Here is a 26,631-nt window from a genome sequence, read left to right as displayed (position 1 = left end):
GATGTAAAACAATATGCATATCTTTCTTATATGTGCTATGCACAAAAAATCATCCCTGAGCATTTTAAGAGAAGAAACAAGCCATGCGGAATTTGATGACTTCAGGGAAGTGGCTTGTTATGTATTACGCCTTCTTATAGTGTCATTATTTCACACTATTTGCAATTGTACTTGCGATGTTTTGTAAATTTTCCATAGTGTATTCATTTTGGTGTGATTTCCAAACAGCACCGAAACCATCTTTTTCACCGTAGCGTGGAATTAAATGAAGGTGGAAGTGGAACACAGTTTGTCCAGCTTTTTCACCGTTATTGTTAAGTAGGTTAAAGCCAACTGGATTAAACTCTGCTTTAATCGCATTTGCGATTTTTGGAACGACAGAAAAAATGTGTGATGCGATTTCTGGCGTTAACGCAAAAATGTCTTGTTTGTGAACTTTCGGAATAACAAGAGTATGTCCTTTTGTTACTTGACTAATATCTAAAAATGCAAGCACATGTTCATCTTCGTATACTTTTGAGCAAGGGATTTGCCCATCAATGATTTTACAAAAAATACAATTGTCTGCTGTATGATTCATTGATCTCATCCTTTCAAATATCCTTAGCCGTATTTTACCATAATTACATAAGAGAACAAACACGAAAAACAGGAAGCTGACTCAGCTTCCTGTTTTCTGAAGAGGGATTGAAAAAGCATTATCGTAATTTACGTTTCGCAGACACCTCATTTATTTAAGAAATGCACGGTAAATCGGCTAAAGTTTCTGCCGTAGACACCCCATTTTCAAGTGAAATGAATTGCAATCTTTTTTAAAATGAAATTGTTTATTTTTTAAAACAGTATATGCTCTTTCAGAGACACCCCGTTTCGAAAATGAAACAAATAATCTGGTTATGTGTAAATTTCATTGTCCAACATGGACACCCCATTTCATGATGACTTCACTATGTTGTTGTACTCATCAATTGGTGGTTGCTTTTTCAATGTGTTCCTTCTTCACTAATTATGATGTCCGCTTTCGGGAAAATATATGCTAATAAATTTAAAAATTTTTTTTGAGTACATGGATACTATGTAGTACAGCATAATTTTTGGTAAGATGAATATAGAATGAATACTAATGAAGAAAGTGGTGTCGTATGAGCGAGTTATTGCGTGTAGAAAATGTTACAGGAGGATATACGAAACGACCTGTATTAAAAGATGTTTCGTTCTCTGTTAATAAAGGCGAACTTGTCGGCTTAATCGGTTTAAATGGAGCTGGTAAAAGTACGACGATTAAACATATTATCGGTTTAATGGAACCGAAAAAAGGAACTGTCACAATTAATGGGAAAACAATTCGTGATGATATGACAGCGTACCGTTCTAGCTTTTCATTCATTCCAGAAACGCCGGTATTATATGATGAATTAACGTTAGAAGAGCATTTGAAATTAACAGCGATGGCGTACGGCGTTGATGAAAAACAATATGAAGAACGTGTAGGACAACTATTACATGAATTTCGCATGAAAAATCGTTTAAAATGGTTTCCATCTCATTTCTCAAAAGGGATGAAACAAAAAGTAATGATTATGAGCGCATTTTTAGTTGAGCCATCTCTTTACATAGTAGATGAACCTTTCGTTGGATTAGATCCGTTAGCAATTCAATCTCTTCTTCAAATGATGGATCAAATGAAAAAGAGTGGCGCCGGCATTTTAATGAGCACACATATTTTAGCGACGGCAGAGCGTTATTGTGATTCGTTCATTATTTTGCATCAAGGTGAAGTAAGAGCGAAGGGAACGTTATCTGAGCTGCAATCACAGTTTAATATGCCAGGTGCAACGTTAGATGATATTTACATCGCGCTAACAAAGGAAGAAGATTATGAATAGCACAGCATTATGGAAAGAACGATTTCGTCACTTTCTAAAAGAAGTTCGTACATATAGTAAATACGTATTTAATGATCATTTGAAATTTATTTTTGTATTTATCATCGGCGCAGGAGCGTATTATTACCAGCAATGGTTACAAACGTTAACATCTTCGTTTCCAACTGCGCTCGTAATGGCAGTATTAATTGGACTCGTGTTAACGGCTGGATCCATTCAAACGTTATTAAAAGAAGCGGATCTCGTTTACTTACTGCCAGTTGAAGAAAAGTTAAAACCTTACTTCACAAAGGCATTTCTCTTTACATTTATGATTCAGTTATACATAATCACAATCGTAGCAGCTGCGCTTGCTCCGTTATACTTCCAACAAATGAAGCAAACAGGTGCTGGCTACATATGGATTGTCCTCGCATTTGTCATTGTAAAAGCGTGGAATTTATTCGTCGCGTGGGAAAAGTCATTTTTAACAGATCAAAATATACAAAGGGCTGATTGGTTTATTCGTTTTATCTTAAACGGTTTATTTGTATATTTCCTTGTAGAACGTACTTCAGTTCTTGTTATTAGCGGAATCGTTCTGCTCATGGTGTTATATCTTGCTATCATGCATCAAATGGTAAAAGGAAAGCCGCTAAACTGGGAGTATTTAATTTCTGAAGAAGGTAAGAAAATGATGCTGCTGTACCGAATTGCGAATATGTTCGTTGATGTACCAGCATTAAAAGAAAGAGTATCACGTAGAAAATGGCTTGATTTCATTCTTTCGATAATCGGCGAAAAGCGTACATATTTATACTTATATACGAGAACGTTTTTAAGATCAGGTAACTATTTTGGATTATATGTGCGTTTGCTCGCTCTTGGAGGAGTTATTCTTTACTTCATTCCATTTTTATATGGGCGATTTATCGTAAGTTTTATCTTCCTATACTTAATCGGCTATCAGCTATTAACTTTATGGAAACATCACCGCATGAAAATTTGGCTTGATTTGTATCCAGTAAAGGCAGATGAAAAGAAGAAAGATTTTCTTACTTTATTAAATGCGATTCTAATCATCGGGAGCGTAATCTTTACAGTGATATTTGCACTTGCGACGAAAGATTTCATGATGACGGGAATTTTACTAGTCGTAAGCATAGTATTTAGTATCGGTTTCGTTTATCAATACGGGGCAAAACGTATTGAGCGTTTAAATTGAAGGGAATGAACCTATGATTACATATGAAGAAAAGGTTATAAAAGAACTGGAGCAGTGGAAAGCTACATTCATGAAAGATTCTTCTATGATGACACGGTTCTCAAAGAAAGTGCAGACGAAAGTACAACAGCTTATTCCGGCGAAAGTGCAAAAAGTATTAACAGAAACGATTCGGATGATGGTACAAACAATTAGCGCCGGATCAAACTTTATAAAGCCGAAATTAAAAGAGACGAACTGGTCATTGCAAAGACGAGACGATGAAGTACGTAAAAAAATGGATGAGTACAAAAAAATAGCAGCGGCAGAAGGAGCAGGGACGGGAGCAGGCGGTATTCTCCTTGGCCTTGCTGACTTTCCGCTTTTACTCGGCATTAAAATTAAATTTTTATTCGATGCAGCAACATTGTACGGATTTGATACGAGCGACAAAGAAGAGCGCCTTTTTATCCTTCACGTTTTCCAGCTTGCCTTTTCAAGTGACGACCACCGAAAAGAAATATGGAAAGCAATCGAAACATGGGATACAGAAGAAGAAAATCATATGGACTGGGAAAAGTTCCAAACAGAGTACCGAGACTATATCGATTTAGCAAAAATGCTTCAGCTCGTACCCATAATCGGTGCCCCAGTCGGCGCGTATGCGAACTATCAATTACTGCAAAGACTTGGGGAAGTAACGATGAATTGTTATCGTATGCGGTTGCTGAATAGGGATTAAAAAGAAGGCGTCCTACATGTGTAATGTAGGACGCCTTTTCTTAGAAGCTAAGTCCGATATAGCTAACTCCAACTATAATCAATACGATAAAAAGTACAATGATTAATGAAAATCCGCTCTTACCAGCTTGTCCCGCTTCACCGCCGTCATTACCACCAAGTCCCATATGATATCCTCCTTATTGTTATATATTGCTTTTACTTTATAACTTTCTGTATTTTCCAATAAATACCTTATGTAGTGCTAACTAAATTGAAAATCATTTCGTTTTGTTTTATAATTCACTTACCGACCGGTAAGTAAAAATAAGTGAGGTACAGTATGACGAAGAATTTACAAACATCGCAGAACATTGTAGAGGCATCATTTAAACTTATGGCAGAACACGGCATTGAGAAGATGAGTCTTTCCATGATTGCGAAAGAGGTAGGTATTTCAAAACCGGCTATTTACTATCATTTTTCTTCTAAAGAAGCGTTAGTTGATTTTTTATTTGAAGAAATTTTTTCTGGGTATCATTTCGTGAATTATTTTGATAAAGAGCATTATACGAAAGAAAACTTTGCAGAAAAGTTAATTTCAGATGGTTTACATATGCTCTCTGAATATGAAGGGCAAGAAGGAATATTACGTGTTATAAATGAATTTATCGTAACTGCATCGCGAAATGAAAAGTATCAGAAACGCTTATTTGAAATACAAGAAGATTTCTTAAATGGTTTCTACGATTTATTGAAGAAGGGTGTGGAACTTGACGTTGTGTCACAACAGGAAACGGAAGAAAATGCTCATACGTTAGCGCTCGTAATCGATAATATGAGTAATTACATGCTCATGGGATTCCAGTTAAAGTATAAAGAAATTTGGATTCGAAATGTGAAAAACGTCATGAAGGAGGAGTAAAGATGAAAATGCAAAAAAACTGGTGGCTCGGTTTTCTTGGATTTATTGGGATTTATAAAATACCAGGTATGATTGAAGCTTTTCAAGCGGATGGAAGTTGGCTAAAGTTAATCGGTTTCATTTGGTTACTTTGGTTCGGATATTTTATTCCGGAGAAGAAAGAAGATTAAATTTTAATTTTCTGTAAAGTTATGTAAAATATAGATTGAGAGAATTCATATATTAGATTACTAGATTTGGAGTGGTTACATGGATCCATTGAAAAATGAAATTCACCCTGACATGGTCAAGGTGTGGAAAGTTCGTGCTGTAATTGAAGAAGGGATCGGTATACTCGTTATTTTAGCTTACCTTTTCCTCATGATAAAGTTTGATTGGTGGGCGTGGATTTTGTATGTGATGATTGGGCTAACAGTTGTGTTCGCACCATTTGCGTACTTCTTATTCCCGAAACTACGTCAACGTTATTACAGCTACCAACTAAATGAAGAAGAGCTTGAAATTCAGCATGGTCTTTTTGTCGTAAAGCGCGTATTAGTACCGATGATTCGTGTGCAGCACGTAACGATTGAACAAGGACCAATTATGAGAAAATATGGCTTAGCAGAATTACACATTTCAACGGCAGCAACTTCTCACAGCATCCCAGGCTTAACGATGTATGAAGCAGAAATGTTGAAAACGAAAATCGCAGAATTAGCGAAAGTGAGTGATGAGGATGTATAAGAGGCAGCATCCAATCACGATGTTATTAGAATTAAAAATAACAGATTTTATACCACTCATTATTTTCATGTTTAGCTTAAACGGAAAATTCCCGTTTTGGTATTTAATTCCCGCAGCATTTGGTTTACTCACCGTTTTTTCAGCATTTGAAAAATGGTATTACACAACATATTGGGTTGAAAATAACGTATTACATGTGAAAAAAGGTCTCTTCGTGAAAAAGGAGAGCTACTTAAATAAAGAACGTGTTCAAACGATTAATACAAGTTCTAACGTACTATATCAAATGCTCGGTTTAAAAAAAATTCAGATTGAAACAGCTGGTGGGGGCGATGAAGCAGAAGTTAGCTTAGCTGGTATTACGGCAGAAGAAGCGGCGGAGCTTATTACTTTGCTAAATGAGCCAACTCCAGAAGTGAAAGCAGAAGGAACGTTAGACGAAGCAACAGAAAATGTAGTAGAAAAAGAAATTGTTACAGAAGAAAAACAAGCGACAGAATATAAATTAACTTGGAAAGAGATTTTATTAGCATCTGTTACATCTGGTCAATTTGGACTATTATTCTCTTTAATCTTTTTCGTTTATCACCAAGTAGATGAGTACATTCCGAAATGGATAGAGAATGGCGTAAAGTCGTATGTAATGGAACATGATATATATGGCTGGATTTTCATGGTAGCCATGTTACTCGTTCTTTCTTGGATTATATCTACAATCGGTTACGCGTTAAAACATGGCGATTTCACAGTGAATCGAAGAAATGACGAAGTCCGCATTTCGCAAGGATTGCTTGAGAAAAAAGAGCTCGTACTAAAATTGCATCGTATTCAAGGTATTACGATAAAAGAAAGTATTTTACGCCAACCATTCGGTTATTGTGCTGTGCAAGTAGAAGTCATTCAAAGTAAAGGAATGAGTGACGAAAAAGAAAAGGTTACACTGCACCCAATCATTCGAAAAGATCGAGTACAACAGTTACTCGCCCATTTACAATTACCATACGAACTGAATGCAAACATTATTGCATTACCAAAAGCAGCATTACGCCGCTATCTCATTGATAGTTTCATTTTCTTCGCAATGCTAGCAATCCCGTTTATTGGAATAAGTATATACTCTGAAAAGCACTTCATCATGTGGGCATTAATTCCGCTCGCGATCCTCATCTTTACACTTGGATACGCAACATTTACAACAAATGGTTACAGTGTTAACGGAGAACAAATTACACTTGTCTATCGTAGCGTCGGAAAATATACAGGACTTATTAGAAGAAGACATGTCCAATCAATGGAGAAGACACAATCATATTTCCAGCGCCGTGCGGATTTATGTACGTATAAGTTTTCGAGTGCATCATCTAGTTATAAAATAGAGCATACGAGAGTAGAAGATGCGGAGAGAATGCAGAATTGGTATAAGAAGAAGTTAAGTGAGAAATAACTTGAGAAAGCTTGCCTATTATGAAGGGCAAGCTTTTTTGTTATAGGGAAAAGAGTCGTTTAATCCATATATTAGTACAACTACAGCACACATGTATCAATACGTATGCAAAAAGGAGTATGCTTCTATTTCAGGGGAATCTGTGGAATTTTTGATATAAATGGTATACTAAAATATAAATAGTATTAGGAGGTTATATATGATAAGTCAGTTGAAAAGAGAAGCGCTTGATGCATTAAAAGGAAGATGGGGATTAGCGGTAGGGGCAACTTTATTAATTGGAATCCTTATTGGAGCTGTTGAAATGCTAACAACAGGTATTTTCTCGATATTTTGGGGTTGGGAAGAGGCAAGTGATTCACTTACAGTAAGTATTATAGTAATGCTTGTTATTGGTCCATTAACAATAGGTGCCTATTATCTTGTTTTAAATGCAATTCGTGGGACTGATGCTCGCATTGGTCATATATTTAGATGGTTTAGCGATGGAAGTAAGTTGATGAAGTCGTTTTTAACATATTTACTAATGTATGTATACTTGACTCTATGGACATTACTTCTTATTATTCCAGGTATTATTAAATCATTTTCTTATTCTATGACATATTTTATTTTGAATGATCATCCAGAATATACAGCGAATCAAGCGATTACTGAGAGTCGTCATATGATGAATGGACATAAAATGGATTACTTTTTACTATGCTTAAGTTTCTTAGGCTGGTTCATATTAAGTATTCTTACTATAGGAATCGGTTTCTTATGGTTAGCACCGTATTTCTACGCGACATCAGCCGCATTTTATGAAGAGATTTCAAAAGAATATTATAAAAAAGAAGGCACTACTTTCTAATAACCACCTATCCCCTAAAGAATATAGGGCACAGATAGTTTAGATGTTCTGTTTAGGGGGGATTTCAGGATAAGGTATAGGTTTTTATATAAAAATTATGCCCTCTATGTTTTAGCATAGAGGGCTATTTTTTTTGTGAAAGTAATGAATAATATATGTGAAACAAAAAAAGTGAGGTGAATGAGAGTGAGCAAATTTTTAATACCGTATTCGTTTTCTATATTAAGTTTCTTTATTTCAGTAACGGCACTTGATTTATATGATAGGATGGGAAACAATAGTGAGCTGGTTTCGCCGAACATAATCGGTAAGATAATTCAATCTACTGCGCAAATGGGAGTCCTTACATTATATTTCGGAGTACCTATCATTTTAGGTGGCTGTCTACTTGGTGAGCTATTGTTTAGAGGTATCATTTTACGATTTAAACTAAGCTATATTCTATCTTTATTATTATATTTACTTTTAGCTTTTAGTATTGTTTCTGTAACGGTTGGAATTCCAATTACATATGAGGATTCTAATACTACTTTCATGGTAATAACTATGATTTGCGCTGTTACATTCTTTATGGGCCGGAATATATGGGAGAAAAAAGAAATGAATAATGGAGTAACAGAATGAAATATACATGTCCGTGCTGCGGGTATAGAACAATAGAAGAAGAACCACCAGGTACATATGAAATTTGTAATATATGTTACTGGGAAGATGATGAGGTACAGTTTAACGATCCTGACTTTGAAGGCGGTGCAAATGAAGTCTCGTTAAGACAAGCACAGAAAAACTTCATTGCATTTGGTGCTTGCGAGGAATGTTTTGTGAAATCAGTTAGAAAGCCGACTAGCGAAGATGTGAAGGATACTAGTTGGAAGCAAATTAGTTAAATAGATTTAAATAAAAATGTTATTACTCGATGTAACAAGAGTAATAACATTTTTTTATGTAATGATGAAAGAATTAACGGCGTCTTATAAGGTAAAATAATAAAGATGATAACGTAATAGGTAGGCCTGTTTCCAAAAAGGCTTCTAAATTAAAGGATAGAAAATATCGGTCGTTAAACAACATAAAGAAGAAATGATTGTAGGAAATACCTAACACTATAAATAAAGGAATACCGATTTTTAATTCGTGACTTCCTTTTATTTTTCTATAACAAAATTCGCCTATTAAACAACCGATAAGAACAGGAATACTTCCAAGAATTGAAAGCATAATAATAGATACCCAAATCGGCCCCCATGAATCCGCATAATTTGGAACGCTTGTATACTGTAAAACATTCACAATGATAGAAAAAAACAATAAGCATATTAAATAACTAATAGAAAATTTTTTCAATGGAATCATCCTTATAAAATTTCACTTTATTTTTATGAAAATATAAACCTCTTTAAATTATAGATTAGATGTATAAGGATAATCAATTTTTATACATTTCGTGTTTATGGATATATTTTCGATGAATATAAAAGTATAGATGTATAGTCAATGTTATGTATTTGATGTTATCATATTGAATGATATGGAAATTTTTAATGGAATAAGTAACTAAAAATTCAAAGGTAATGCAGCTTTTGTTGTATAAAGAAAATACTTAGTAGTAATCAACAATATTAAAAATAAGATTCGTATTTATATAAATTTAGTAGAAATGGGGTTTTAAAAAGGAATGAGTATCAGCATAACGCGGCAAAAGATTTTGGCGGCCGCTTCTCAAATTGTGCAATGTAAAGGGGTTGCTAAATTAACCTTAGAAGCAGTGGCAAAAGAGGCGGGTGTAAGTAAAGGTGGATTATTGTATCACTTTGCAAATAAAGAAGCTTTAATAGAAGGTATGATAGTCAGAGGGATAGAGGATAATGAGGGCGCTATTTACAATAAAGTAGCGGAAGACTCAGAGAGGAAAGGGAGATGGGTTCGCTCTTTTGTAGAGGAAAGATTAAGTAATGAGAGAAGAACAGAAGAGTTGTCTAGTAGTATGATGGCAGCATTCATGTTAAAACCTGAATTACTTGAGCCATTACAACAATCATTTCAGCAACTGCAAAAGAATATAGAAAACGATGAGATAGATTCAGTTTGTGCAACAATTATTAGATTAGCAGCAGATGGATTATGGTATTCGGAATATTTAGGGGTTGGCAGACTAAGCCCCGAGTTAAGAGAAAAAGTGATTCAAGCTCTTATTAGTAATTCATATAAATAGAATATACGAACTATATAATGCGAAAACAATTCACCGTTACTTATTTAATGTAGTGGTGAATTGTTTTTTTTTATTAGAAAAATAGAACAATTTTATAGAGTATTGAATTATAACCGTCCAGACGGTATAGTAATATTTGGTTTAAGAGGAAAATGAAACAAAAAAAGAATAAAAGATATTTTTAGCACACTATTCGAAAGGATAGGCCGCAAAGCTTAGAGTCTACGGTAATACATATTGGTTACTAAGATCGTCTGGTTGCACATTTTTGATGCAACCGGACGGTCTTTTTTTGTTATATAAATATAAAAAATAGGAGGGAACTATGCAAATGAAAAGTACTAAAAGGCATATTTCAATGGTTTCATTAGTTTTTCTAGTATTATTTTCAGTGCTGAATGTGTGGGCTCCAGTTATTCAAGCTGCTGTGATGAAAAGTCCAGTGGACGAAATTAATATTTCCCGTACTGATGGCACGACATCTGAACCGTATCAAGCCTCAGATGGTATGAAAGTAGAAGTGAAGTGGTCAGCTAAAGAAAAAATAAAAAGTGGAGATCAATTCACAATTGATATGCCAAAAGAGTTTCGAAAAGACCTTATGAATATGAGTTTTCCTTTAAAAGATGCTGAAGGAAAAACAGTTGGTACATGTGAGATGAAAAAGGGTCTATTAACGTGTACTATGGGTGATTACGTAGAAGGAAAGAATAACATTAAAGGTTCTTTATTCGTAGAATTCTACTTTGGTCTAGAAGCATATGATGGTGTTAAAGAAATTCCATTAGAATTTAACGTTGATGGTCAAATCGTCAATAAAGAAGTAAGTGTAAATAATACGACAGAGAGACCGAAGCCACAGCCCAATACGGAAAATTTATTGAAATGGGGTTCTTATAATCAAGAAGATCCTTCAATTGCTGATTGGCTTGTATACGTAAATGCAACTGGGACAGAAATGCAAGATCTTAAATTAACAGATACATTAGGACCTGGGCATGAGTTAATTACAGACAGCGTAGTATTAGAAGAGGCTGTATTTGAAGATGGTTATGCACCAACAAATATTAAGCCAGCAGATTTATCTAACATTAAAATAAATGCAACGAAGACTGGATTTACAATTGAATTTCCCGACAGTTCAAAAGGCTATATTTTAAGATATAAAACAAAGATTACTAATCCTGCTGCAAAGCCTCATAAAAATACTGTGAAATTAGAAGGTAAAAATATTAAAACTGAAGAAAAAGTAGGACAAGTATTTGTAAGTGGTGGGGGAGGATCCGGTTCAGGTGACAATAATCCACCTAGCATTGAAAAAAATATAGTTGATGAGAATGGCAAGCTTGTAGAGAATGAGCAGTTAACACAAATGGATCAAGTTATTCAATACCAAGTTGGTACACATATACCGAACGATCCTCCTAAATACACATCTATGGTAATTAGTGATGATTTAGAAGATGTTTTAGAAGTATTAGAGGCAAAAGTGTATGATCAAAATGGCCAAGATATTACTTCTAAAGGAACGTTAAATATAGATAAACAAAGAAGTGAAGTAACATTTACATTTGGTGAGAGTTTTGACTATAAGTCATATGAAGACCAGATAATTAACCTTAGTATTAAGGCGAAAATTAAAAATAATGCAGACTTATCTTCTTACGTAGATAAGAAGATTCCTAATAAAGCGGAATTACATTTTGATGATAAAACATTAACATCAAAAGAAGTAACTATTACGCCGCCTGAAGCTCCAAAAGATGGTACAGTATCGCTTCATAAAATAGATTCTGAGAATCCGAACAAAGGGTTAAAAGGTGCCGAATTTGAAGTTCGAAATAGTGCAAATGAAGTTGTTGTAAAACTGAAAACGGACGAAAAAGGTTTTTCAGTACCTCAAACTTTAGCTCCTGGGACGTATAAAGTTTATGAAACAGTAGCACCAGAAGGATATCAAAAATTAACAAGCCCAGTAGAGGTTACACTTCAAGCTGGAGAAATAAAAACAATTGAAATTAAAAATACTATGCAAAAGGGTCAAATTGAAGTAAAGAAAATTGATTCGGAAAATGGTGAAAAACCATTAGCAAATGCAGAGTTTGATATAGTAAAAGACGGTGTAGTAGTCGAACATATTGTTACAGATAAAGATGGTAAGGCAATCTCTAAACCGTTAGCACCAGGAAAATATATTTTAAAAGAAACAAAAGCACCTGAAGGCTACCAATTAAAAGAAACAGAGTTCGAAGTAAATGTAACAGGGGACGGCATATTCCCAATACAAGTGGAAAATGCAATGGTAGACAAAGGTAATATAGAAATTACAAAAGTGGACAAAGAAAACGGGGCAGTATTAGCCGGTGTCGAATTTGAAGTCCAAGATGAGAAAGATGACGTAGTAAGAAAAGTAGTAACAGATAAAGATGGAAAAGCAAACGTTTCAGATCTATCAGTAGGAAAGTACAAATTAGTAGAGACGAAAAGCTTACCAGGTTACAAAAATCTAGCAGAACCAGTACGATTTGAAATTAAAAAAGGTATGACAAAAGCTTTAGTAATAAAAGTAGAAAATGAGCAGTTAGACAAAGGCTCAGTAGAAATTACAAAAATAGATAAAGATAGTCAAAAAGTATTAGAAGGCGTAGTCTTCGAAGTGCAAGATGAGCAAGGAAAAGTAGTAACAGAAGTAAAAACAGATAAAGATGGTAAAGCAAAAATCTCAGATTTATCAGTAGGAAAGTACAAATTAGTAGAGACGAAAAGTTTACCTGGCTACAAAATGCTAACAGAACCAGTATCATTCGAAATTACAAAAGGTATGACAACAGTCCTATCATTGAAAGTAGAAAATGAACAGTTAGATAAAGGTTCAGTAGAAATTACAAAAGTAGATAAAGACAACAAAAAAGCATTAAAAGGCGTAGTCTTTGAAGTTCAAGATGAAGCTGGAACAGTAGTAAAGGAAGTAAAAACAGATAAAGATGGTAAAGCAAAAATCTCAGATCTATCAGTAGGAAAGTACAAATTAGTAGAGAAAGAAAGTTTACCAGGCTATAAGAAACTAACAGATCCAGTATTATTTGAAATTAAAAAAGGCATGACTGAAGTTCTATCATTAAAAATAGAAAATGAAATGGTAGATACGGGAAATGTAGAGATAACAAAGATAGATAAAGATAATAAAGCACCGTTAGCGGGAGTAACATTCATCGTCCAAGATGAAAAGGGGAATGAAGTTACAAAAGTAACGACAGATAAAGATGGAAAAGCAAATGTTTCAGATTTACCTGTAGGAAAGTATGAATTAGTAGAGGTAGAAAGTTTACCTGGTTATAAAAAGCTAGAAAAACCAGTATCATTTGAAATCAAAAAAGGCATGACCGAGGTTCTATCATTAAAAGTAGAAAATGAAATGGTGGATACAGGGAATGTAGAGATAACAAAAATAGATAAAGATAGTAAAGCTCCATTAGAAAATGTTGTATTTGAAGTACGTGATTCAAAAGGAAAAGTAGTTGCGAAAGTAACGACGGATAAAGAAGGAAAAGCAAACGTTTCAGATTTACCTATTGGGAAGTATGAGTTGGTGGAAGTAGAAACACCGGCAGGATACAAACCACTAGAAAAGCCAGTTTCATTCGAAATTGAAAAGGGTAGAGTAACAGCGCTAAAGCTAACAGTAGAAAATGAATTAGTGGATACAGGAAATGTAGAAATTACAAAAGTAGATAAAGAAAATAAAGATGCTTTAGCTGATGCAGTATTTGAGATTCAAGATGCAGCAGGACAAGTAGTCGCTAAAATAACGACAGATAAAAAAGGACAAGCACAAGTTACTAATTTATCAGTCGGCACATACAAGTTAGTAGAAGTAAAGGCACCAAAAGGGTATAAACAATTGGTAGATCCGATTGCTTTCCAAATTGAAAAAGGCATGACAAAATCTCTTGCTTTAACAGTAGAAAACGAAATGTTAGACAAGGGAAATGTGGAAGTAACAAAAGTAGATAAAGATAGTCAAAAAGTATTAGAAGGCGTAGTCTTCGAAGTTCAAGACGACAAAGGAAAAGTAGTAACAGAAGTAACGACAGATAAAGATGGAAAAGCAAACGTTTCAGATCTATCAATAGGAAAATACAAATTAGTAGAGACGAAGAGCTTACCAGGTTACAAGAAGTTAACGGAACCAGTATCATTCGAAATTAAAAAAGGTATGACGAAAGTTTTATCATTGAAAGTAGAGAACGAGCTGTTAGATAAAGGTTCAGTAGCGATTACAAAAGTAGACAAAGAAAGTGGCGCAGTATTAGCGGGCGTAACATTCGAAGTGCAAGATGAAAAAGATAAAGTAGTAACAAAAGTAACGACAGATAAAGAAGGACAAGCAAACGTTTCCGATTTATCAGTAGGGAAATATAAGCTAGTAGAGGTAGAAAGCTTACCAGGATATAAAAAACTAGCGAAGCCAGTATCATTCGAAATCAAAAAGGGTATGACAGAAGTTTTATCACTAAAAGTAGAGAACGAATTAGTAGATAAAGGCTCAGTAGAAATTACAAAAGTGGACAAAGAAAGTGGCGTGTTATTAAAAGGCGTAACATTCGAAGTGCAAGATGAAAAAGGCAAATTAGTAACGAAAGTAAAAACAGATAAAGAAGGAAAAGCGAAAATTTCAGATCTATCTGTAGGAAATTACAAACTAGTAGAAGTAGAAAGCTTACCAGGCTACAAAAAGCTAACAGAGCCAGTATCATTCGAAATTAAAAAGGGTATGACAGAAGTCTTATCATTAAAAGTAGCGAATGAACAGTTAGACAAAGGTTCAATAGAAATCACAAAAGTAGATAAAGATAGTCAAAAAGTATTAGAAGGCGTAGTCTTCGAAGTACAAGACGAACAAGGTAAAGTAGTAAAGGAAGTAACAACAGATAAAAATGGTAAAGCAAAAATCTCAGACTTATCTGTAGGAAAGTACAAATTAGTAGAGAAAGAAAGCTTACCAGGTTACAAACAATTAACAGAACCAGTATCGTTTGAAATCAAAAAAGGAATGACAGAAGTTCTATCATTAAAAATAGAAAATGAAATGGTAGATACGGGAAATGTAGAAATTACAAAAATAGATAAAGATAATAAGGCACCGTTAGCAGGTGTAGTCTTTGAAGTTCAAGACGACAAAGGCAAGGTGGTAACGAAAGTAACGACAGATAAAGCTGGAAAAGCAACAGTTTCAGATTTATCTGTAGGAAAGTACAAGTTAGTAGAAGTAGAGAGTTTACCAGGCTACAAAAAATTAGAAAAGCCTGTACCATTTGAAATTAAAAAAGGTATGACAAAATCTTTAACGTTCACTGTAGAAAATGAAATGGTAGATACGGGGAATGTAGAAATCACAAAAATAGATAAAGACAGTAAAGCACCATTAGAAAATGTTGTATTTGAAGTACGTGATTCAAAAGGAAAAGTAGTTGCAAAAGTAACAACGGATAAAGAAGGAAAAGCAAACGTTTCAGATTTATCTATTGGAAAGTATGAGTTAGTAGAAGTAGAAACACCGGCAGGATACAAACCACTAGAAAAGCCAGTTTCATTTGAAATTGAAAAAGGTAGAGTTACAGCATTACAATTGACTGTAGAAAATGAATTAGTGGATGTAGGAAATGTAGAAATTACAAAAGTAGACAAAGAAACGAAAGATGCTTTAGCTGATGCTGTATTTGAGATTCAAGATGAAGCAGGACAAGTAGTTGCTAAAATAACGACAGATAAAAAAGGACAAGTACAAGTTACTAATTTATCAGTTGGAACATACAAGTTAGTAGAAGTAAAAGCACCAAAAGGATATAAGCAATTGGTAGATCCGATTACTTTCCAAATTGAAAAAGGCATGACAAAATCTCTTGCTTTAACAGTAGAAAATGAAATGTTAGACAAGGGAAATGTAGAAGTAACAAAAGTAGATAAAGATAGCCAAAAAGTATTAGAAGGCGTAGTCTTCGAAGTACAAGATGAGCAAGGCAAAGTAGTAACAGAAGTAACGACAGATAAAGAAGGAAAAGCAAAAGTTTCAGATCTATCAGTAGGAAAATACAAATTAGTAGAGACGAAGAGCTTACCAGGTTACAAGAAGTTAACGGAACCAGTATCATTCGAAATTAAAAAAGGTATGACAAAAGTCTTATCATTGAAAGTAGAGAATGAAAAGTTAGACAAAGGTTCAGTGGAGATTACAAAAATGGCCGCTGAAAGCAAGGAAGTCTTATCAGGAGCTGTGTTTGAAGTTCATGATGACAAGGGAAAAGTAGTAGTGAAAGTAACAACAGATAAAGATGGAAAGGCAAAAATCGCAGATCTATCTGTAGGTAACTACACACTAGTAGAAGTAGAAGCACCAAAAGGATATGAAAAATTAACTAATCCAATTCCATTTGAAATTACAAATGGAATGATAAATGCAGTTCAATTAGAAGTATTAAACAAATTGAATCATTTAGCACCACCAGGTCCAGAAACACCAGATCCAGAAAAACCTGGAACACCAGATCCAGAAAAGCCTGGAACACCGAATCCAGAAAAGCCTGGAACACCAGATCCAGAAAAGCCTGGAACACCAAATCCAGAAAAGCCTGGAACACCAAATCCAGAAAAGCCTGGAACACCAGATCCAGAAAAGCCTGGAACACCAAATCCAGAAAAACCTGGGACACCAGATCCAGAAAAACCTGGAATACCGAATCCAGAAAATCCTGAAAAAGAATTACCGAAGACAGGGCAGAAAATGCCTGTGGAACCATATATGGGAGTACTTCTTGTAATGATGAGTTTTGGGTTACTCGTATTAGGTAGAAAACAGCGGAGATAATAAAGGTGAAAAGGTATCCTCAAAGTATTTGAGGATACCTTTTTTATTTGACATAAAAAAGGTATTTAGCAAAAGAACTCGATACAAATAAAAACAAAAAGGAATACAAAGTTTGCCCTATTTTCTTAATGTGGCTATATCAAAAAAATTAGCTATATATATTTAATGTGAAAGTAAAAGATTAAAGGCCTTCTTAATGTTTGGATGAAAAAAGAGTTATCTTTGTAATTAATTTGAGTACTTTAGGAAAGAAGTCTATTTCCTAAAGTACTCAAAGGATAATAGTCCAATAGCAGGTGGGAGATGAAAAGCGTTTTAGCACTGTAGTAGCACCTTAAAATGTAGATAGGGGAAAATAATGTAAAAAAAACTATTGTATATTTAAAAACATCATGTTACATTTGTGTTACAGAAAAGTTACAAACTGTAACTTACATTACGGTTTGTTTTCTTTTGTTTTTCGGTATGTTACGAAATGAGATTCGTAGCAAAACAACCGAGAATATGTAAAGTTAAAAAAATAGCAACCTAAAAATAGTTTTTCTATGTGTATAAGAGTGTGTGTAGTAAAGGGCCTGGTGAGAGCTTTACGCACATTATTAAAATTCCTTTCTGTCTTTAAAAGAAGAAAACCAACTACCAACTATTTAGGAGTTTTAAGTAATGATAGTAAATGAAATGTACTTCCTTTCCCACACACAGTACATCTTTACTTTCAGTCTAATTACTACACAGACTTTTATACATATGCTGTTATTGTTTTAGGGATATATAGGAGGAGAAAAAATGAAAAAGTTATTAATGGTAATTGGACTTACATTTTTAATGTTAGCTGGATGTAGTAATGGGAATTTTGACAAAGCAATGGATGAAGGAAAGACCGCGTTAACGAATAAAGAATATAAAAATGCCTTATCATCATTTGAAAAAGCGTTAGATGAGAAAAAAGACGATTCAGATGCAAAAGTTCTAGTAGAACAAACGAAAGCAATGATTGAAGCTGTAAAGTTAAAAGAAGAAACAAAGATAGAAGAATCAATCAAGTCATTTGAAAAAGTAGAGAACATGAAGAATGGAAATACTACGCTTATAAAACAAGCAAAGGAAGAACGAACAGCATTACTAGCCATCTTAGAACAAAAAAAGAAGTATAGCGAGCAACTGACGAAAAGTGAAGAGTTAATAAGTAAGAAAAATTATGCAGAAGCAAAAGAGATATTAAATAAGCTAGTTGCAGAAACAAAAGATAACAAGAAACTTGAAGAATATAATAAAAAAGCGGTAGGATTAGTTACTAAAATTAATGAAGAAGAAAAAAATGCAAAAAGTGAAGCACCAGCGAAGGCACAAAAAACCACTGCAGTAACGACTCAAAAGGTAGCAACAGAAAAGAATCAAAAAGCAGAGACAGAAAAAAATCAAAAGGTAGCGACTGAAAAGAATCAAAAAGCAGAGACAGAAAAAAATCAAAAGGTAGCGACTGAAAAGAACCAAAAAACTGAGACAGAAAAGAATCAGAAGGTAGAGGCAGAAAAAAATCAAAATGCATTTACTTTTGAGAAAGCTAAAGAATATATTAAAAATGAATATAAAGAAGACTATGATTACACGCTAGAGAATACGCAAGTAGAGAATGGAAAGAAATATTATCAAATTAGAGTGCGTACGACATATAAAATAGAAGGCGCAGCTGGACCAGGATTTACTGGAGTATTCAAAGTATTCGAAGATGGTACAATTATTGAACTGCACTAAATTGATGGAAAAGGTATCCTCAAAGTATTTGAGGATACCTTTTTTAGCATAAAAAAAGCATCTAGCAAAAGTACTAGATGCAAATAAAAACACAAGGGAAGACAAAATTCTTCCCTTTTCCCGTATGTAATTATATCAAAAATTTTATAAAAAACTAGCTATATTTAAAATATAATTTTTAAAAAAGTTATATACATAAAATTGTAATACTCGCAGTTTTATCTTTCTGAAAAATCCATTTCTTTAATTTTGAATATTAAGACTAATGTTGATAAATCTTCAGATAATTAGAAAAAATATCCAAAAGGATATATAATATTGCTTAAGAGATAGTGTTAATGGATTACATATATTTCATTTGGTGTATTAATTGAATATCATAATTTTTAATTTTATTAAGCAAGAATCTCGGTTACTTATTGCATTTCTAACATAGGGTGAGATAGAAAAATACAATAGTGTGGAGGTTTTTATAATGACGTTTGTTCTTAGTAAAATGAGTGGATTTAGCATAGAAGAAAAGGTACATGAATTTGAATCTAAAGGATTCCTTGAAATCTCAAATGAAATCTTTTTACAAGAGGAAGAGAATCATCGTTTATTAACACAAGCACAGTTAGATTATTATAATTTGGAAGATGATGCGTACGGTGAATGCCGTGCTAGATCTTATTCAAGGTATATAAAGTATGTTGATTCACCAGATTATATTTTAGATAATAGTAATGATTACTTCCAATCTAAAGAATATAACTATGATGATGGCGGGAAAGTTAGACAGTTCACTAGCATAAATGATAGCTTTTTATGTAATCCTTTAATTCAAAATATCGTGCGTTTCGATACTGAATTTGCATTTAAAACAGATATAATAGATACAAGTAAAGACTTAATTATAGGTTTACATCAAGTAAGATATAAAGCTACTAAAGAAAGACCATCTTTTAGTTCACCTATTTGGTTACATAAAGATGATGAACCAGTAGTGTTTTTACACCTTATGAATTTAAGTAATACAGCTATTGGTGGAGATAATTTAATAGCTAATTCTCCTCGGGAAATTAATCAGTTTATAAGTTTGAAGGAGCCGTTAGAAACTTTAGTATTTGGACAAAAGGTCTTCCATGCCGTAACGCCACTTGGAACAGAATGTAGTACGGAGGCTTTTCGTGATATTTTATTAGTAACATTTTCTTATAAGGAGACAAAATGAGAGAGAATAAAATAATTATGATTTCTGGAGCCAATAGCGGTATAGGTCATGCTTGTATAAAATACTTTTTAGAAAAATCATTTCATGTAATAGCGCTTGATATTAATAATAATAACTTAATAGATTATATGAAAACAGATATGCCTTTGAAAGTAGTGCAAATTGATTTAAGTAATAGCGAAGCGATTCATAATCTTTTTACTCAATTAGATTTAGAAAAGCTTTCTCCTGATATATTAATAAATGCAGCTGGTATTCGAGAGATAACACCTGTTTTACATTTATCCGATGATATGTTTAAAAAAGTAATTGATGTAAATTTAGTAGCCCCATTTATCCTTTCTAGGGAAGTAGCTAAGCGATGGTGTGAATCGAAAATAAAAGGTTGTATTGTGAATATAGCATCGGTTTCTGGATTAATGGCTGAACCAGAGCGAGCTGCTTATGTGGCATCAAAGCATGCCTTAATCGGATTGACTAAACAGATGGCTATGGAATTTGGGAAGCAAAATATAAGAGTAAATAGTATTTCTCCCGGTGTTATTAGAACTGAACTTACAGAAGAATACTTTAGTAATAAAGCCTTGATGTCTATGATAAAAAGTAATCAATCTTTAGATACTTGGGGGTTGCCGCAGGATATTGTTTCATGTATTGATTACTTGATTTCTGATCAGGCCCGCTTTATTACTGGTTCTAATTTTGTAATTGATGGTGGTTGGACTGCAGGGAAAAATTTGTAATTGAGTGTTTTTGAGGAAAAGAACCTGTCCTTTTTTAGGCTGGTGTTTTTCTCACTATAAACCGAGTTTTTATTGGAGGGGAATTAATTTGCTTCAAAAAAGTTTTAAGCAAGAGAAAACGGTACCGGCCTTAAAGATGATAGCATCAATGGTTATCTTTGGATCAGTTGGATTTTTTTCTGTTCAAACAAACTTACCTTCGTTTGAATTAGTGTTTGTAAGGTGTATTTTTGCGACAATATTTTTAAGTGTATGCTGGCTGCTTACAGGGCAATATAAACAAGATAAATGGGAACGAAAAGAAGTTATTCAAGTTTTAATATGTGGCTTTTTCTTAGTATTTAATTGGGTTTTCTTATTTAAAGCCTTTGAAAATATGTCAGTTACAATTGCTATCTCAGTTTATCATCTTGCACCAGTAATTGTACTGTTAATTGGAAGTATCGTCTTTAAAGAAAAATTAACATTAATATCTATCATTTCAATAGTTGTGTGTTTTGTGGGAGCTTTATTAATTGCTGGTATCGATGGAAGCTTCTCTTTCGGTTCATTAATGTCTTCAGGTATGATATGGGGATTTCTTGCAGCTCTCTTTTATGCATTTACAACTTTATTTGGTAAAGGGATTAACAAAATGAGTGCGTATGCAATGACATTTTTACAAACATTCTTGGGGATATTTCTTTTAATACCATTTATAGATTTAGATGCTTTTAGTGGCCTCACTCAAAGTAATTGGACATATATTATAGCTACTGGTTTTATTCACACAGGGATAGTGTATTATCTGTTTTTTGATAGTTTACGCCATTTATCTACAAAAACAATCTCAATATTAGTTTTTTTAGATCCGGCAGTGGCAATATTATTAGATACTGTACTTACTGGATTCCGTCCAACTTTAATGCAAATAACAGGAATTCTTTTTATTTTTATTGGCATGACTTTAACATTAAAAAAATCTAAAGATAAAAAACTGAGCCAAAAAGAAAAGCGAATTGAAAGCGATGCTAGTATATCTCAACAATAATGAAATATATTGTGTATAAAACGATAAACCTTGCATGAATCATGCAGGGTTTATTTGGTTCAATATAATTCATATTTATAATATGTAATTTTAAAAACTGAGGTATGTTTTTTAACATGCTTTTGATTCAACTATTTTTATTTGACTATAAATTTACAAAATTGTATATAAAACCTTATTTTTTGATAATATATAAGTAATAAATTCCTAGAATTGGAGTGATGAGATGCAGCCGTTAGAAAGGGAGATTCATTCTAATATGCTGAAAGTGTGGAGGATTCACGCTTTAATTGGGGCGGCAGTTATACTAACAGTCGTAATTGCGTATTTCTTTTTTATGATTAACTTTAACTGGTGGGGCTGGTTGTTTGGACTATTAGTAACAGGAGCTATTATATTTATTCCACTTGATTATTTTGTGTTTCCAAATTTACGTCAGCGCTATTATAGTTACAGATTAAATGAAGAAGAGATTGAGATTCAAAAGGGAATGTTCGTTGTAAAACGCGTACTTATTCCGATGATCCGTGTGCAGCACGTAACGATTGAGCAAGGGCCGATTATGAGAAAGTATAATTTAGCAGAATTACACATTTCAACAGCCGCAACTTCTCATAGTATCCCAGGTTTAATGAAAGAAGAAGCAGAACAGCTGAAAAGACAAATTGGAGAACTTGCGAAAGTGAGTGATGAGGATGTATAAGAGGCAACATCCGATCACGATATTGTTAGGTATTAGGGTTGCGAGTTTGTTGCCTTTTATTTTGCTTGTTCTATTTCGCTCAGATGGTGAAGTGGAACCTTGGTATTTATTTCATCTTGTTCTCTTGGCCTTATTATTTATTATGGCTATTTTCTCAGCTATAAAATGGTATTTCAAGGTGTATTGGGTTGAAAATAATATTTTACATATAAAGCATGGTGTGTTTGTTAAGAAAGAAAGCTACTTAAATAAAGAACGTGTGCAAAATGTTAGTACATCTTCTAACATCATTTATCAAATACTTGGACTTACAAAATTAAATATAGAAGTTGCAGGCGGCGGTAGTGAGCCAGAAGTGATGTTAGCTGGTATTAAAGAAGATGAAGCGAAGGGACTAATTGCTTTATTACATAAAGAAAGAAGCGTTGTGGCTGAAGAGGTGCCTGCGGGAGAAGGTAGTAAGACAGTTTATCAGTTAACAGCGAAAGAAATTTTATTCGCATCTATTACATCTGGTAGATTTGGATTAGTGTTTTCTATGTTAGTAATCCTTTACACAGAGTTTAATCAATTTCTACCAGAATGGCTCATCAATAAAGTGGAAGCGTATGTGATGGATAACGGTGTATATGAATTAATCGTTATGGCCGCAATTTTAATGGCAATTTCTTGGATTATTTCAACAGCGGGCTATGCGTTAAAATATGCAAACTTTAAAATTGAGCGAAACGGAAATGAAATTCGAATCGTACAAGGGTTATTTGATAAGAAAGAGTTTGTGTTAAAATTACACCGCATTCAAGCAATTACTGTGAAAGAAGGAATACTTCGCCAGCCTATCGGGTATTGTTCTGTCGAAGTAGAAGTCATTCAAAGTATAGAATCCGCTGGGAATGAAGTGATGCTACATCCTTTTATGAAGAAAAAAAATGTGCAGCAGTTACTCGCATATTTACAGTTGCCGTATGAAATGGAGGAGGAAATCGTTCATTTACCGAAAGCGGCATTGCGCCGTTACATCATCATGGGCTGGATTACAAGTGCTGTGCTCGCTGTGCCAATTGCCGGTGCAAGTATATATTTTAAACAGTATATTGCATTGTTCACTCTTATCCCGCTATGTATCGCATTTACAATACTCGCATACGCTCGTTATACTAGCGGTGGTTATATGATGAAAGAAAACCAATTAACAATGGTATACAGAGGTCTTGCGAAATATACAGGAATCATGCGTAGAAGACATGTTCAAGGAGTGGGGTACAATCAATCGTATTTTCAAAAGAAAGACGAGTTATGTACAGCTGTCGTATCGGTAGCGGGGCATCGTTATAAAGTGAAGCACATGCGAAAAGAGGACACACTTCGTATATATAATTGGTACAAAGAAAAAGGAAACACCGGTGTGTAATGGTGTTTCCTTTTTGTTATTAAATGTATATCTTTAGTCGAATCGTTGATATATTTCAAGATGTGATAGATATATTCGAAAAATCGTTAATATAATTTCACGTACTGCTAGTGTTGTATTACTTTTTAATTAAACTAACACATCAAAAGTAGTCACAAAAGAAGGACGAGAGAAAATACTCTTTTGCTGTTCCGCATGTGGATGCGCTGGAGCTTGTCCTTCTGCTTGCGTGGGACGTTTTTTATGAGCATTTTCGAATGAACGTGATTCTGTCCAGTCTTTAAAGTTTTGCTCTGTTTCCCACATCGTTAAGATGACATATGTATCGTTACTTAATGGGCGTAGAACACGGATCGCTTGGAATCCTGGTTCGTTTTCAATAAGGCCTGCGCGGTTTTTAAAGCGGTTTTCAAATACTGGGCGACCTTCGTCTGTGACAGAAATGTTGTTACAAACGATATAGCCAGATTTTCCTTTAAATTCACCGACAGCATCTAGTACGTCATACTGAAGTGAGCCTTCTACAGATTCTTCTGTATTTTCTTTATAAAACATATTTTTCTCATCATTTTTTGCAGTGAAATGTGATTGTTCTAGAGGTGTTTCGTATGAAATAATAGCCTTCATTTTAATGCCCCCTTAATAGTTTGTTTCTATTATATCAACTCTCTTAAAAAACTTCGAAGATTATATACATAAAGATACTTCTTTTTCAAATAATAAATGTACCATCATTTGGAAAGAAGGACGATGTATGAAGAAAGTAAAGTGGACTTTATTAGGCGGCGTCGCAACGTTTGTAGTAGCAATTGTACTCTATAAACTTATCGTGTTAGCTGGTGGCTATATGATGGATGAAAAGCAACTCGTTTTCCACTCTTCATCACGTATTGTTGACCAGAAAGGAAAAGAAATTACGAAATTATACGTAGAAAATAGGGAACTCGTACCAGTCGAGCAAATTCCGAAGTATGTGCAGCAAGCGTTTGTTGCGGTGGAAGATTCCCGTTTTTATGAGCATCAAGGAATTGATTATCCGTCTATATTCCGGGCTCTTTATAAAGATACGTTAGCTGGAGAAAAGGTAGAGGGCGGTAGTACCATTACGCAGCAACTCGCTAAAAATGTCTTTTTAACTCGTGAAAAAACATTTACGCGCAAATTGAAGGAAGTCGCAATTTCTCTTCAATTAGAGCAAAAATATACGAAGCAACAAATTCTTGAAATGTATATGAATCATATTTATTTTGGTCATGGGGCTTACGGTATTCAAGCGGCAGCAAAGTTGTATTTTAATAAAAATGTTGAGGATTTAACGGTAGAGGAAGGGGCAATGCTTGCAGGCCTTCCGAAGTCACCAAACGGATATTCACCGTACTACTCTGCAGAGAAGAGTAAGGAACGCCGCGATCTCGTGTTGTCACTTATGCATAAACAAGGCTATTTGACTGCCGAAGAAAGCGTTCGCTATCAAGGAAAGACAATTGCTCTTTATAAAAACTTAGATGAGAATGAACTCGCATATATGCCGTATATTGATATGGTCATAGATGAAGCCGCTCGTTTATACGGGTTGTCTCATCAAGAAGTACTTCGCGGAGGATATACGTTTGTCGTACCAATGGATGAAAAAATTCAAAAGGTAGCGTATAACCAGTTTCAAGATGCAAGGAATTTTCCTGGGAAAGAAGAAGGGGCGCAAGGTGCATTTTTATTAATGGATAATCGTACGGGAGGGATTAAAGCGGCGATTGGGGGAAGAAAGTACGTCCCGAGAGGATTTAATCGTGTTTTTGCCAAAAGGCAGCCTGGATCTGTTTTAAAACCACTTATCGTTTATGCACCAGCACTAGAAACGAAAAAGTATAATCCGTATTCTTTATTAACAAATGAAAGAAATTCTTTTGAAGGGTATGAACCTCGAAATTATAATCATGAGTATTCAAAAGAAATGACGATGTATGATGCGATTTTAGAGTCGGCAAACGTACCGGCAGTTTCTCTATTAAATGAGTTAGGGGTAGAAGAAGGAAAGCAATATTTAGAAAAAGGAAATGTCCATATTGCAGATGCTGGTTTAAGTACAGCGCTTGGGGGATTAAAAAATGGCGTTTCAACATTTGATCTTGTAAAAATGTATCGTTCATTTTTAGCAAATGGAAATATTATTGAGCCGCACGTTATTGATAAAGTATTAAATAGACACGGTGCAATCATTGGGGAATCGCCAAAAGTAGAGACGAAAATCTTCTCGAAGCAGACAGCATGGTATATGACGAAAATGTTAGAAGGAGTTGTGAAGGAAGGAACAGCGAGAGTTGGTGTATATAACGGTGCGTTAGCTGGGAAAACAGGTACAACTTCATTGCCAAATGACGATAAGGGAGCAAGAGATATGTGGTTCGTCGGCTATACACCGAACTTAGTAGGCGCTGTTTGGATTGGTTATGACCGTACGGATAAGGAGCATCAGTTGCAAGGAGAAAGTGCATCTGCGACAAAATTATTTAAGAAAATTTTAACGAAGGCTAATGTAGAGCATAAAGAGAAGTTTATGAAACCTGAAGGTGTGGAAACAATCGGTGCTCCGATTCGGCTACGAAGAATTGAAGATGTAAAAATGAAACTATCATTTAGTCCTTTCGGTTTATTTAAAACAAAATTAAGCTGGACGCCACTTCCAGATAACAGAATTATGTACCGAATCTATAGAGTGGAGAACGGAATTCATACGCATGTTAGCACTGTAAACGGTGCTGGAGAATATGAGGAAAAGTTCGTTAACATATTTTCAAAACCGAGCTTTTACGTTGTACCATATAATACACAAACGAATCGCGAAGGAGAAAAGTCGAAAGTAGCTAAACCATAGTTTTTCTCTGTGTTATAATAAGAATGTTGTGAAAATAGTAAGCGTTTTTAAGAGTGTTTGTGTCAATTTAATGAACAACGTACATAATAT

The 26,631-nt window shown here is 34.2% G+C and carries 23 protein-coding genes and 1 riboswitch; of the genes, 19 read left to right on the top strand and 4 right to left on the bottom strand.

The features are described 5' to 3' along the window. Nucleotides 1-145: 145 nt before the first annotated feature. Nucleotides 146-580: an HIT family protein gene (locus tag AC1Q8L_RS06865; protein WP_001016835.1), complete on the bottom strand. Its 435-nt coding sequence runs from the start codon at nucleotides 578-580 to the stop codon at nucleotides 146-148. Between the two features lie 562 nt (nucleotides 581-1,142). Here AC1Q8L_RS06865 and ecsA point away from each other — a divergent pair. Genes ecsA through ecsC form a run of 3 tightly spaced genes read left to right on the top strand, consistent with a single transcriptional unit; the run spans nucleotide 1,143 to nucleotide 3,811 of the window. Continuing rightward, the gene (ecsA, locus tag AC1Q8L_RS06860) at nucleotides 1,143-1,886 is read left to right on the top strand and encodes an ABC transporter ATP-binding protein EcsA (protein ID WP_001292598.1); all 744 of its coding nucleotides are present in this window, start codon (nucleotides 1,143-1,145) and stop codon (nucleotides 1,884-1,886) included. Then, nucleotides 1,879-3,090, top strand: coding sequence for an ABC transporter permease EcsB (ecsB, locus tag AC1Q8L_RS06855; protein WP_492339415.1), 1,212 nt, complete (start codon nucleotides 1,879-1,881; stop codon nucleotides 3,088-3,090). The genes ecsA and ecsB overlap by 8 nt, the downstream gene beginning before the upstream one ends. A 13-nt stretch (nucleotides 3,091-3,103) precedes the next feature. Further along, nucleotides 3,104-3,811 (top strand): ecs operon protein EcsC, encoded by a 708-nt coding sequence (gene ecsC, locus AC1Q8L_RS06850; protein WP_000634126.1) that lies wholly within the window; start codon nucleotides 3,104-3,106, stop codon nucleotides 3,809-3,811. 40 nt (nucleotides 3,812-3,851) lie between these two features. Here ecsC and AC1Q8L_RS06845 read toward each other — a convergent pair whose 3' ends face one another. Further along, nucleotides 3,852-3,977, bottom strand: a complete 126-nt coding sequence (locus AC1Q8L_RS06845) for a YjcZ family sporulation protein (protein WP_081810414.1) — start codon at nucleotides 3,975-3,977, stop codon at nucleotides 3,852-3,854. 155 nt (nucleotides 3,978-4,132) lie between these two features. Between AC1Q8L_RS06845 and AC1Q8L_RS06840 the strand changes: the two genes are divergently transcribed. The 7 genes from AC1Q8L_RS06840 (at nucleotide 4,133) to AC1Q8L_RS06810 (ending at nucleotide 8,624) form a co-directional block, all read left to right on the top strand. Beyond that, entirely contained in the window at nucleotides 4,133-4,714 is a 582-nt protein-coding gene (locus AC1Q8L_RS06840; protein ID WP_025118254.1) for a TetR/AcrR family transcriptional regulator, read from the top strand. Between the two features lie 2 nt (nucleotides 4,715-4,716). Continuing rightward, nucleotides 4,717-4,884 (top strand): hypothetical protein, encoded by a 168-nt coding sequence (locus AC1Q8L_RS06835; protein ID WP_000783806.1) that lies wholly within the window; start codon nucleotides 4,717-4,719, stop codon nucleotides 4,882-4,884. Between the two features lie 79 nt (nucleotides 4,885-4,963). Then, the gene (locus AC1Q8L_RS06830; RefSeq protein ID WP_000371357.1) at nucleotides 4,964-5,440 is read left to right on the top strand and encodes a PH domain-containing protein; all 477 of its coding nucleotides are present in this window, start codon (nucleotides 4,964-4,966) and stop codon (nucleotides 5,438-5,440) included. Continuing rightward, nucleotides 5,433-6,884 (top strand): PH domain-containing protein, encoded by a 1,452-nt coding sequence (locus AC1Q8L_RS06825; RefSeq protein ID WP_016513166.1) that lies wholly within the window; start codon nucleotides 5,433-5,435, stop codon nucleotides 6,882-6,884. The genes AC1Q8L_RS06830 and AC1Q8L_RS06825 overlap by 8 nt, the downstream gene beginning before the upstream one ends. Before the next feature lie 199 nt (nucleotides 6,885-7,083). Next, nucleotides 7,084-7,737, top strand: a complete 654-nt coding sequence (locus AC1Q8L_RS06820; protein WP_000625399.1) for a DUF975 family protein — start codon at nucleotides 7,084-7,086, stop codon at nucleotides 7,735-7,737. A gap of 180 nt (nucleotides 7,738-7,917) precedes the next feature. Further along, nucleotides 7,918-8,361 carry a hypothetical protein gene (locus AC1Q8L_RS06815; protein WP_081810415.1) on the top strand — a complete coding sequence of 148 codons (444 nt, stop codon included), beginning with the start codon at nucleotides 7,918-7,920 and terminating at the stop codon, nucleotides 8,359-8,361. Continuing rightward, nucleotides 8,358-8,624, top strand: coding sequence for a CPCC family cysteine-rich protein (locus tag AC1Q8L_RS06810; protein WP_000877837.1), 267 nt, complete (start codon nucleotides 8,358-8,360; stop codon nucleotides 8,622-8,624). Before AC1Q8L_RS06815 ends, AC1Q8L_RS06810 begins: the two co-directional genes overlap by 4 nt. A gap of 73 nt (nucleotides 8,625-8,697) precedes the next feature. On the opposite strand, the gene AC1Q8L_RS06805 is transcribed toward AC1Q8L_RS06810, so the two are convergent. After that, nucleotides 8,698-9,081 (bottom strand): hypothetical protein, encoded by a 384-nt coding sequence (locus tag AC1Q8L_RS06805; protein ID WP_000714567.1) that lies wholly within the window; start codon nucleotides 9,079-9,081, stop codon nucleotides 8,698-8,700. A gap of 331 nt (nucleotides 9,082-9,412) precedes the next feature. On the opposite strand from AC1Q8L_RS06805, the gene AC1Q8L_RS06800 reads away from it, so the two are divergent. From AC1Q8L_RS06800 to AC1Q8L_RS06765, 8 genes are all read left to right on the top strand, one after another. Beyond that, on the top strand, nucleotides 9,413-9,949 hold the full coding sequence (locus AC1Q8L_RS06800) for a TetR/AcrR family transcriptional regulator (protein ID WP_000028013.1): 537 nt from the start codon (nucleotides 9,413-9,415) through the stop codon (nucleotides 9,947-9,949). Between the two features lie 173 nt (nucleotides 9,950-10,122). Beyond that, nucleotides 10,123-10,215, top strand: a riboswitch (cyclic di-GMP riboswitch). Between the two features lie 59 nt (nucleotides 10,216-10,274). After that, nucleotides 10,275-16,814 carry a SpaA isopeptide-forming pilin-related protein gene (locus AC1Q8L_RS06795; protein ID WP_086387073.1) on the top strand — a complete coding sequence of 2,180 codons (6,540 nt, stop codon included), beginning with the start codon at nucleotides 10,275-10,277 and terminating at the stop codon, nucleotides 16,812-16,814. Nucleotides 16,815-17,600: 786 nt separating this feature from the next. Then, nucleotides 17,601-18,569 carry a hypothetical protein gene (locus AC1Q8L_RS06790; protein WP_000735173.1) on the top strand — a complete coding sequence of 323 codons (969 nt, stop codon included), beginning with the start codon at nucleotides 17,601-17,603 and terminating at the stop codon, nucleotides 18,567-18,569. Nucleotides 18,570-19,044: 475 nt separating this feature from the next. Then, entirely contained in the window at nucleotides 19,045-19,782 is a 738-nt protein-coding gene (locus tag AC1Q8L_RS06785) for a 2OG-Fe dioxygenase family protein (protein WP_000144821.1), read from the top strand. Next, the gene (locus AC1Q8L_RS06780; protein WP_001208939.1) at nucleotides 19,779-20,525 is read left to right on the top strand and encodes an SDR family NAD(P)-dependent oxidoreductase; all 747 of its coding nucleotides are present in this window, start codon (nucleotides 19,779-19,781) and stop codon (nucleotides 20,523-20,525) included. The genes AC1Q8L_RS06785 and AC1Q8L_RS06780 overlap by 4 nt, the downstream gene beginning before the upstream one ends. 88 nt (nucleotides 20,526-20,613) lie before the next feature. Then, nucleotides 20,614-21,555: a DMT family transporter gene (locus tag AC1Q8L_RS06775; protein ID WP_000939632.1), complete on the top strand. Its 942-nt coding sequence runs from the start codon at nucleotides 20,614-20,616 to the stop codon at nucleotides 21,553-21,555. 226 nt (nucleotides 21,556-21,781) lie between these two features. Next, nucleotides 21,782-22,258, top strand: a complete 477-nt coding sequence (locus tag AC1Q8L_RS06770) for a PH domain-containing protein (protein ID WP_001182718.1) — start codon at nucleotides 21,782-21,784, stop codon at nucleotides 22,256-22,258. Then, nucleotides 22,251-23,669: a PH domain-containing protein gene (locus tag AC1Q8L_RS06765; protein WP_000278145.1), complete on the top strand. Its 1,419-nt coding sequence runs from the start codon at nucleotides 22,251-22,253 to the stop codon at nucleotides 23,667-23,669. Before AC1Q8L_RS06770 ends, AC1Q8L_RS06765 begins: the two co-directional genes overlap by 8 nt. Nucleotides 23,670-23,798: 129 nt before the next feature. Here the strand turns inward: AC1Q8L_RS06765 and hmoB are convergent, their stop codons facing one another. Then, nucleotides 23,799-24,296, bottom strand: a complete 498-nt coding sequence (gene hmoB, locus AC1Q8L_RS06760; RefSeq protein WP_000644092.1) for a heme-degrading monooxygenase HmoB — start codon at nucleotides 24,294-24,296, stop codon at nucleotides 23,799-23,801. 127 nt (nucleotides 24,297-24,423) lie between these two features. Between hmoB and AC1Q8L_RS06755 the strand changes: the two genes are divergently transcribed. After that, nucleotides 24,424-26,541 carry a transglycosylase domain-containing protein gene (locus AC1Q8L_RS06755; RefSeq protein ID WP_000756302.1) on the top strand — a complete coding sequence of 706 codons (2,118 nt, stop codon included), beginning with the start codon at nucleotides 24,424-24,426 and terminating at the stop codon, nucleotides 26,539-26,541. The last annotated feature ends 90 nt before the right edge of the window (nucleotides 26,542-26,631 follow it).

Source organism: Bacillus sp. GW823-FHT06A11, assembly GCF_058795355.1.
Note: the sequence above shows the minus strand (reverse complement) of the source record. Positions and strands in the feature narration are given on the sequence as shown.

Bases quoted from the DNA above. Each gene is read 5' to 3' on its own strand.
- AC1Q8L_RS06795 (WP_086387073.1), top strand. From the start codon at position 10,275: ATGCAAATGAAAAGTACTAAAAGGCATATTTCAATGGTTTCATTAGTT.
- AC1Q8L_RS06845 (WP_081810414.1), bottom strand. From the start codon at position 3,977: ATGGGACTTGGTGGTAATGACGGCGGTGAAGCGGGACAAGCTGGTAAG.
- AC1Q8L_RS06820 (WP_000625399.1), top strand. From the start codon at position 7,084: ATGATAAGTCAGTTGAAAAGAGAAGCGCTTGATGCATTAAAAGGAAGA.
- ecsA (WP_001292598.1), top strand. From the start codon at position 1,143: ATGAGCGAGTTATTGCGTGTAGAAAATGTTACAGGAGGATATACGAAA.
- ecsB (WP_492339415.1), top strand. From the start codon at position 1,879: ATGAATAGCACAGCATTATGGAAAGAACGATTTCGTCACTTTCTAAAA.
- AC1Q8L_RS06840 (WP_025118254.1), top strand. From the start codon at position 4,133: ATGACGAAGAATTTACAAACATCGCAGAACATTGTAGAGGCATCATTT.
- AC1Q8L_RS06785 (WP_000144821.1), top strand. From the start codon at position 19,045: ATGACGTTTGTTCTTAGTAAAATGAGTGGATTTAGCATAGAAGAAAAG.
- AC1Q8L_RS06865 (WP_001016835.1), bottom strand. From the start codon at position 580: ATGAATCATACAGCAGACAATTGTATTTTTTGTAAAATCATTGATGGG.
- AC1Q8L_RS06825 (WP_016513166.1), top strand. From the start codon at position 5,433: ATGTATAAGAGGCAGCATCCAATCACGATGTTATTAGAATTAAAAATA.
- AC1Q8L_RS06835 (WP_000783806.1), top strand. From the start codon at position 4,717: ATGAAAATGCAAAAAAACTGGTGGCTCGGTTTTCTTGGATTTATTGGG.
- AC1Q8L_RS06780 (WP_001208939.1), top strand. From the start codon at position 19,779: ATGAGAGAGAATAAAATAATTATGATTTCTGGAGCCAATAGCGGTATA.
- AC1Q8L_RS06810 (WP_000877837.1), top strand. From the start codon at position 8,358: ATGAAATATACATGTCCGTGCTGCGGGTATAGAACAATAGAAGAAGAA.
- AC1Q8L_RS06790 (WP_000735173.1), top strand. From the start codon at position 17,601: ATGAAAAAGTTATTAATGGTAATTGGACTTACATTTTTAATGTTAGCT.
- AC1Q8L_RS06765 (WP_000278145.1), top strand. From the start codon at position 22,251: ATGTATAAGAGGCAACATCCGATCACGATATTGTTAGGTATTAGGGTT.
- AC1Q8L_RS06800 (WP_000028013.1), top strand. From the start codon at position 9,413: ATGAGTATCAGCATAACGCGGCAAAAGATTTTGGCGGCCGCTTCTCAA.
- hmoB (WP_000644092.1), bottom strand. From the start codon at position 24,296: ATGAAGGCTATTATTTCATACGAAACACCTCTAGAACAATCACATTTC.
- AC1Q8L_RS06815 (WP_081810415.1), top strand. From the start codon at position 7,918: ATGAGAGTGAGCAAATTTTTAATACCGTATTCGTTTTCTATATTAAGT.
- AC1Q8L_RS06770 (WP_001182718.1), top strand. From the start codon at position 21,782: ATGCAGCCGTTAGAAAGGGAGATTCATTCTAATATGCTGAAAGTGTGG.
- AC1Q8L_RS06830 (WP_000371357.1), top strand. From the start codon at position 4,964: ATGGATCCATTGAAAAATGAAATTCACCCTGACATGGTCAAGGTGTGG.
- ecsC (WP_000634126.1), top strand. From the start codon at position 3,104: ATGATTACATATGAAGAAAAGGTTATAAAAGAACTGGAGCAGTGGAAA.
- AC1Q8L_RS06755 (WP_000756302.1), top strand. From the start codon at position 24,424: ATGAAGAAAGTAAAGTGGACTTTATTAGGCGGCGTCGCAACGTTTGTA.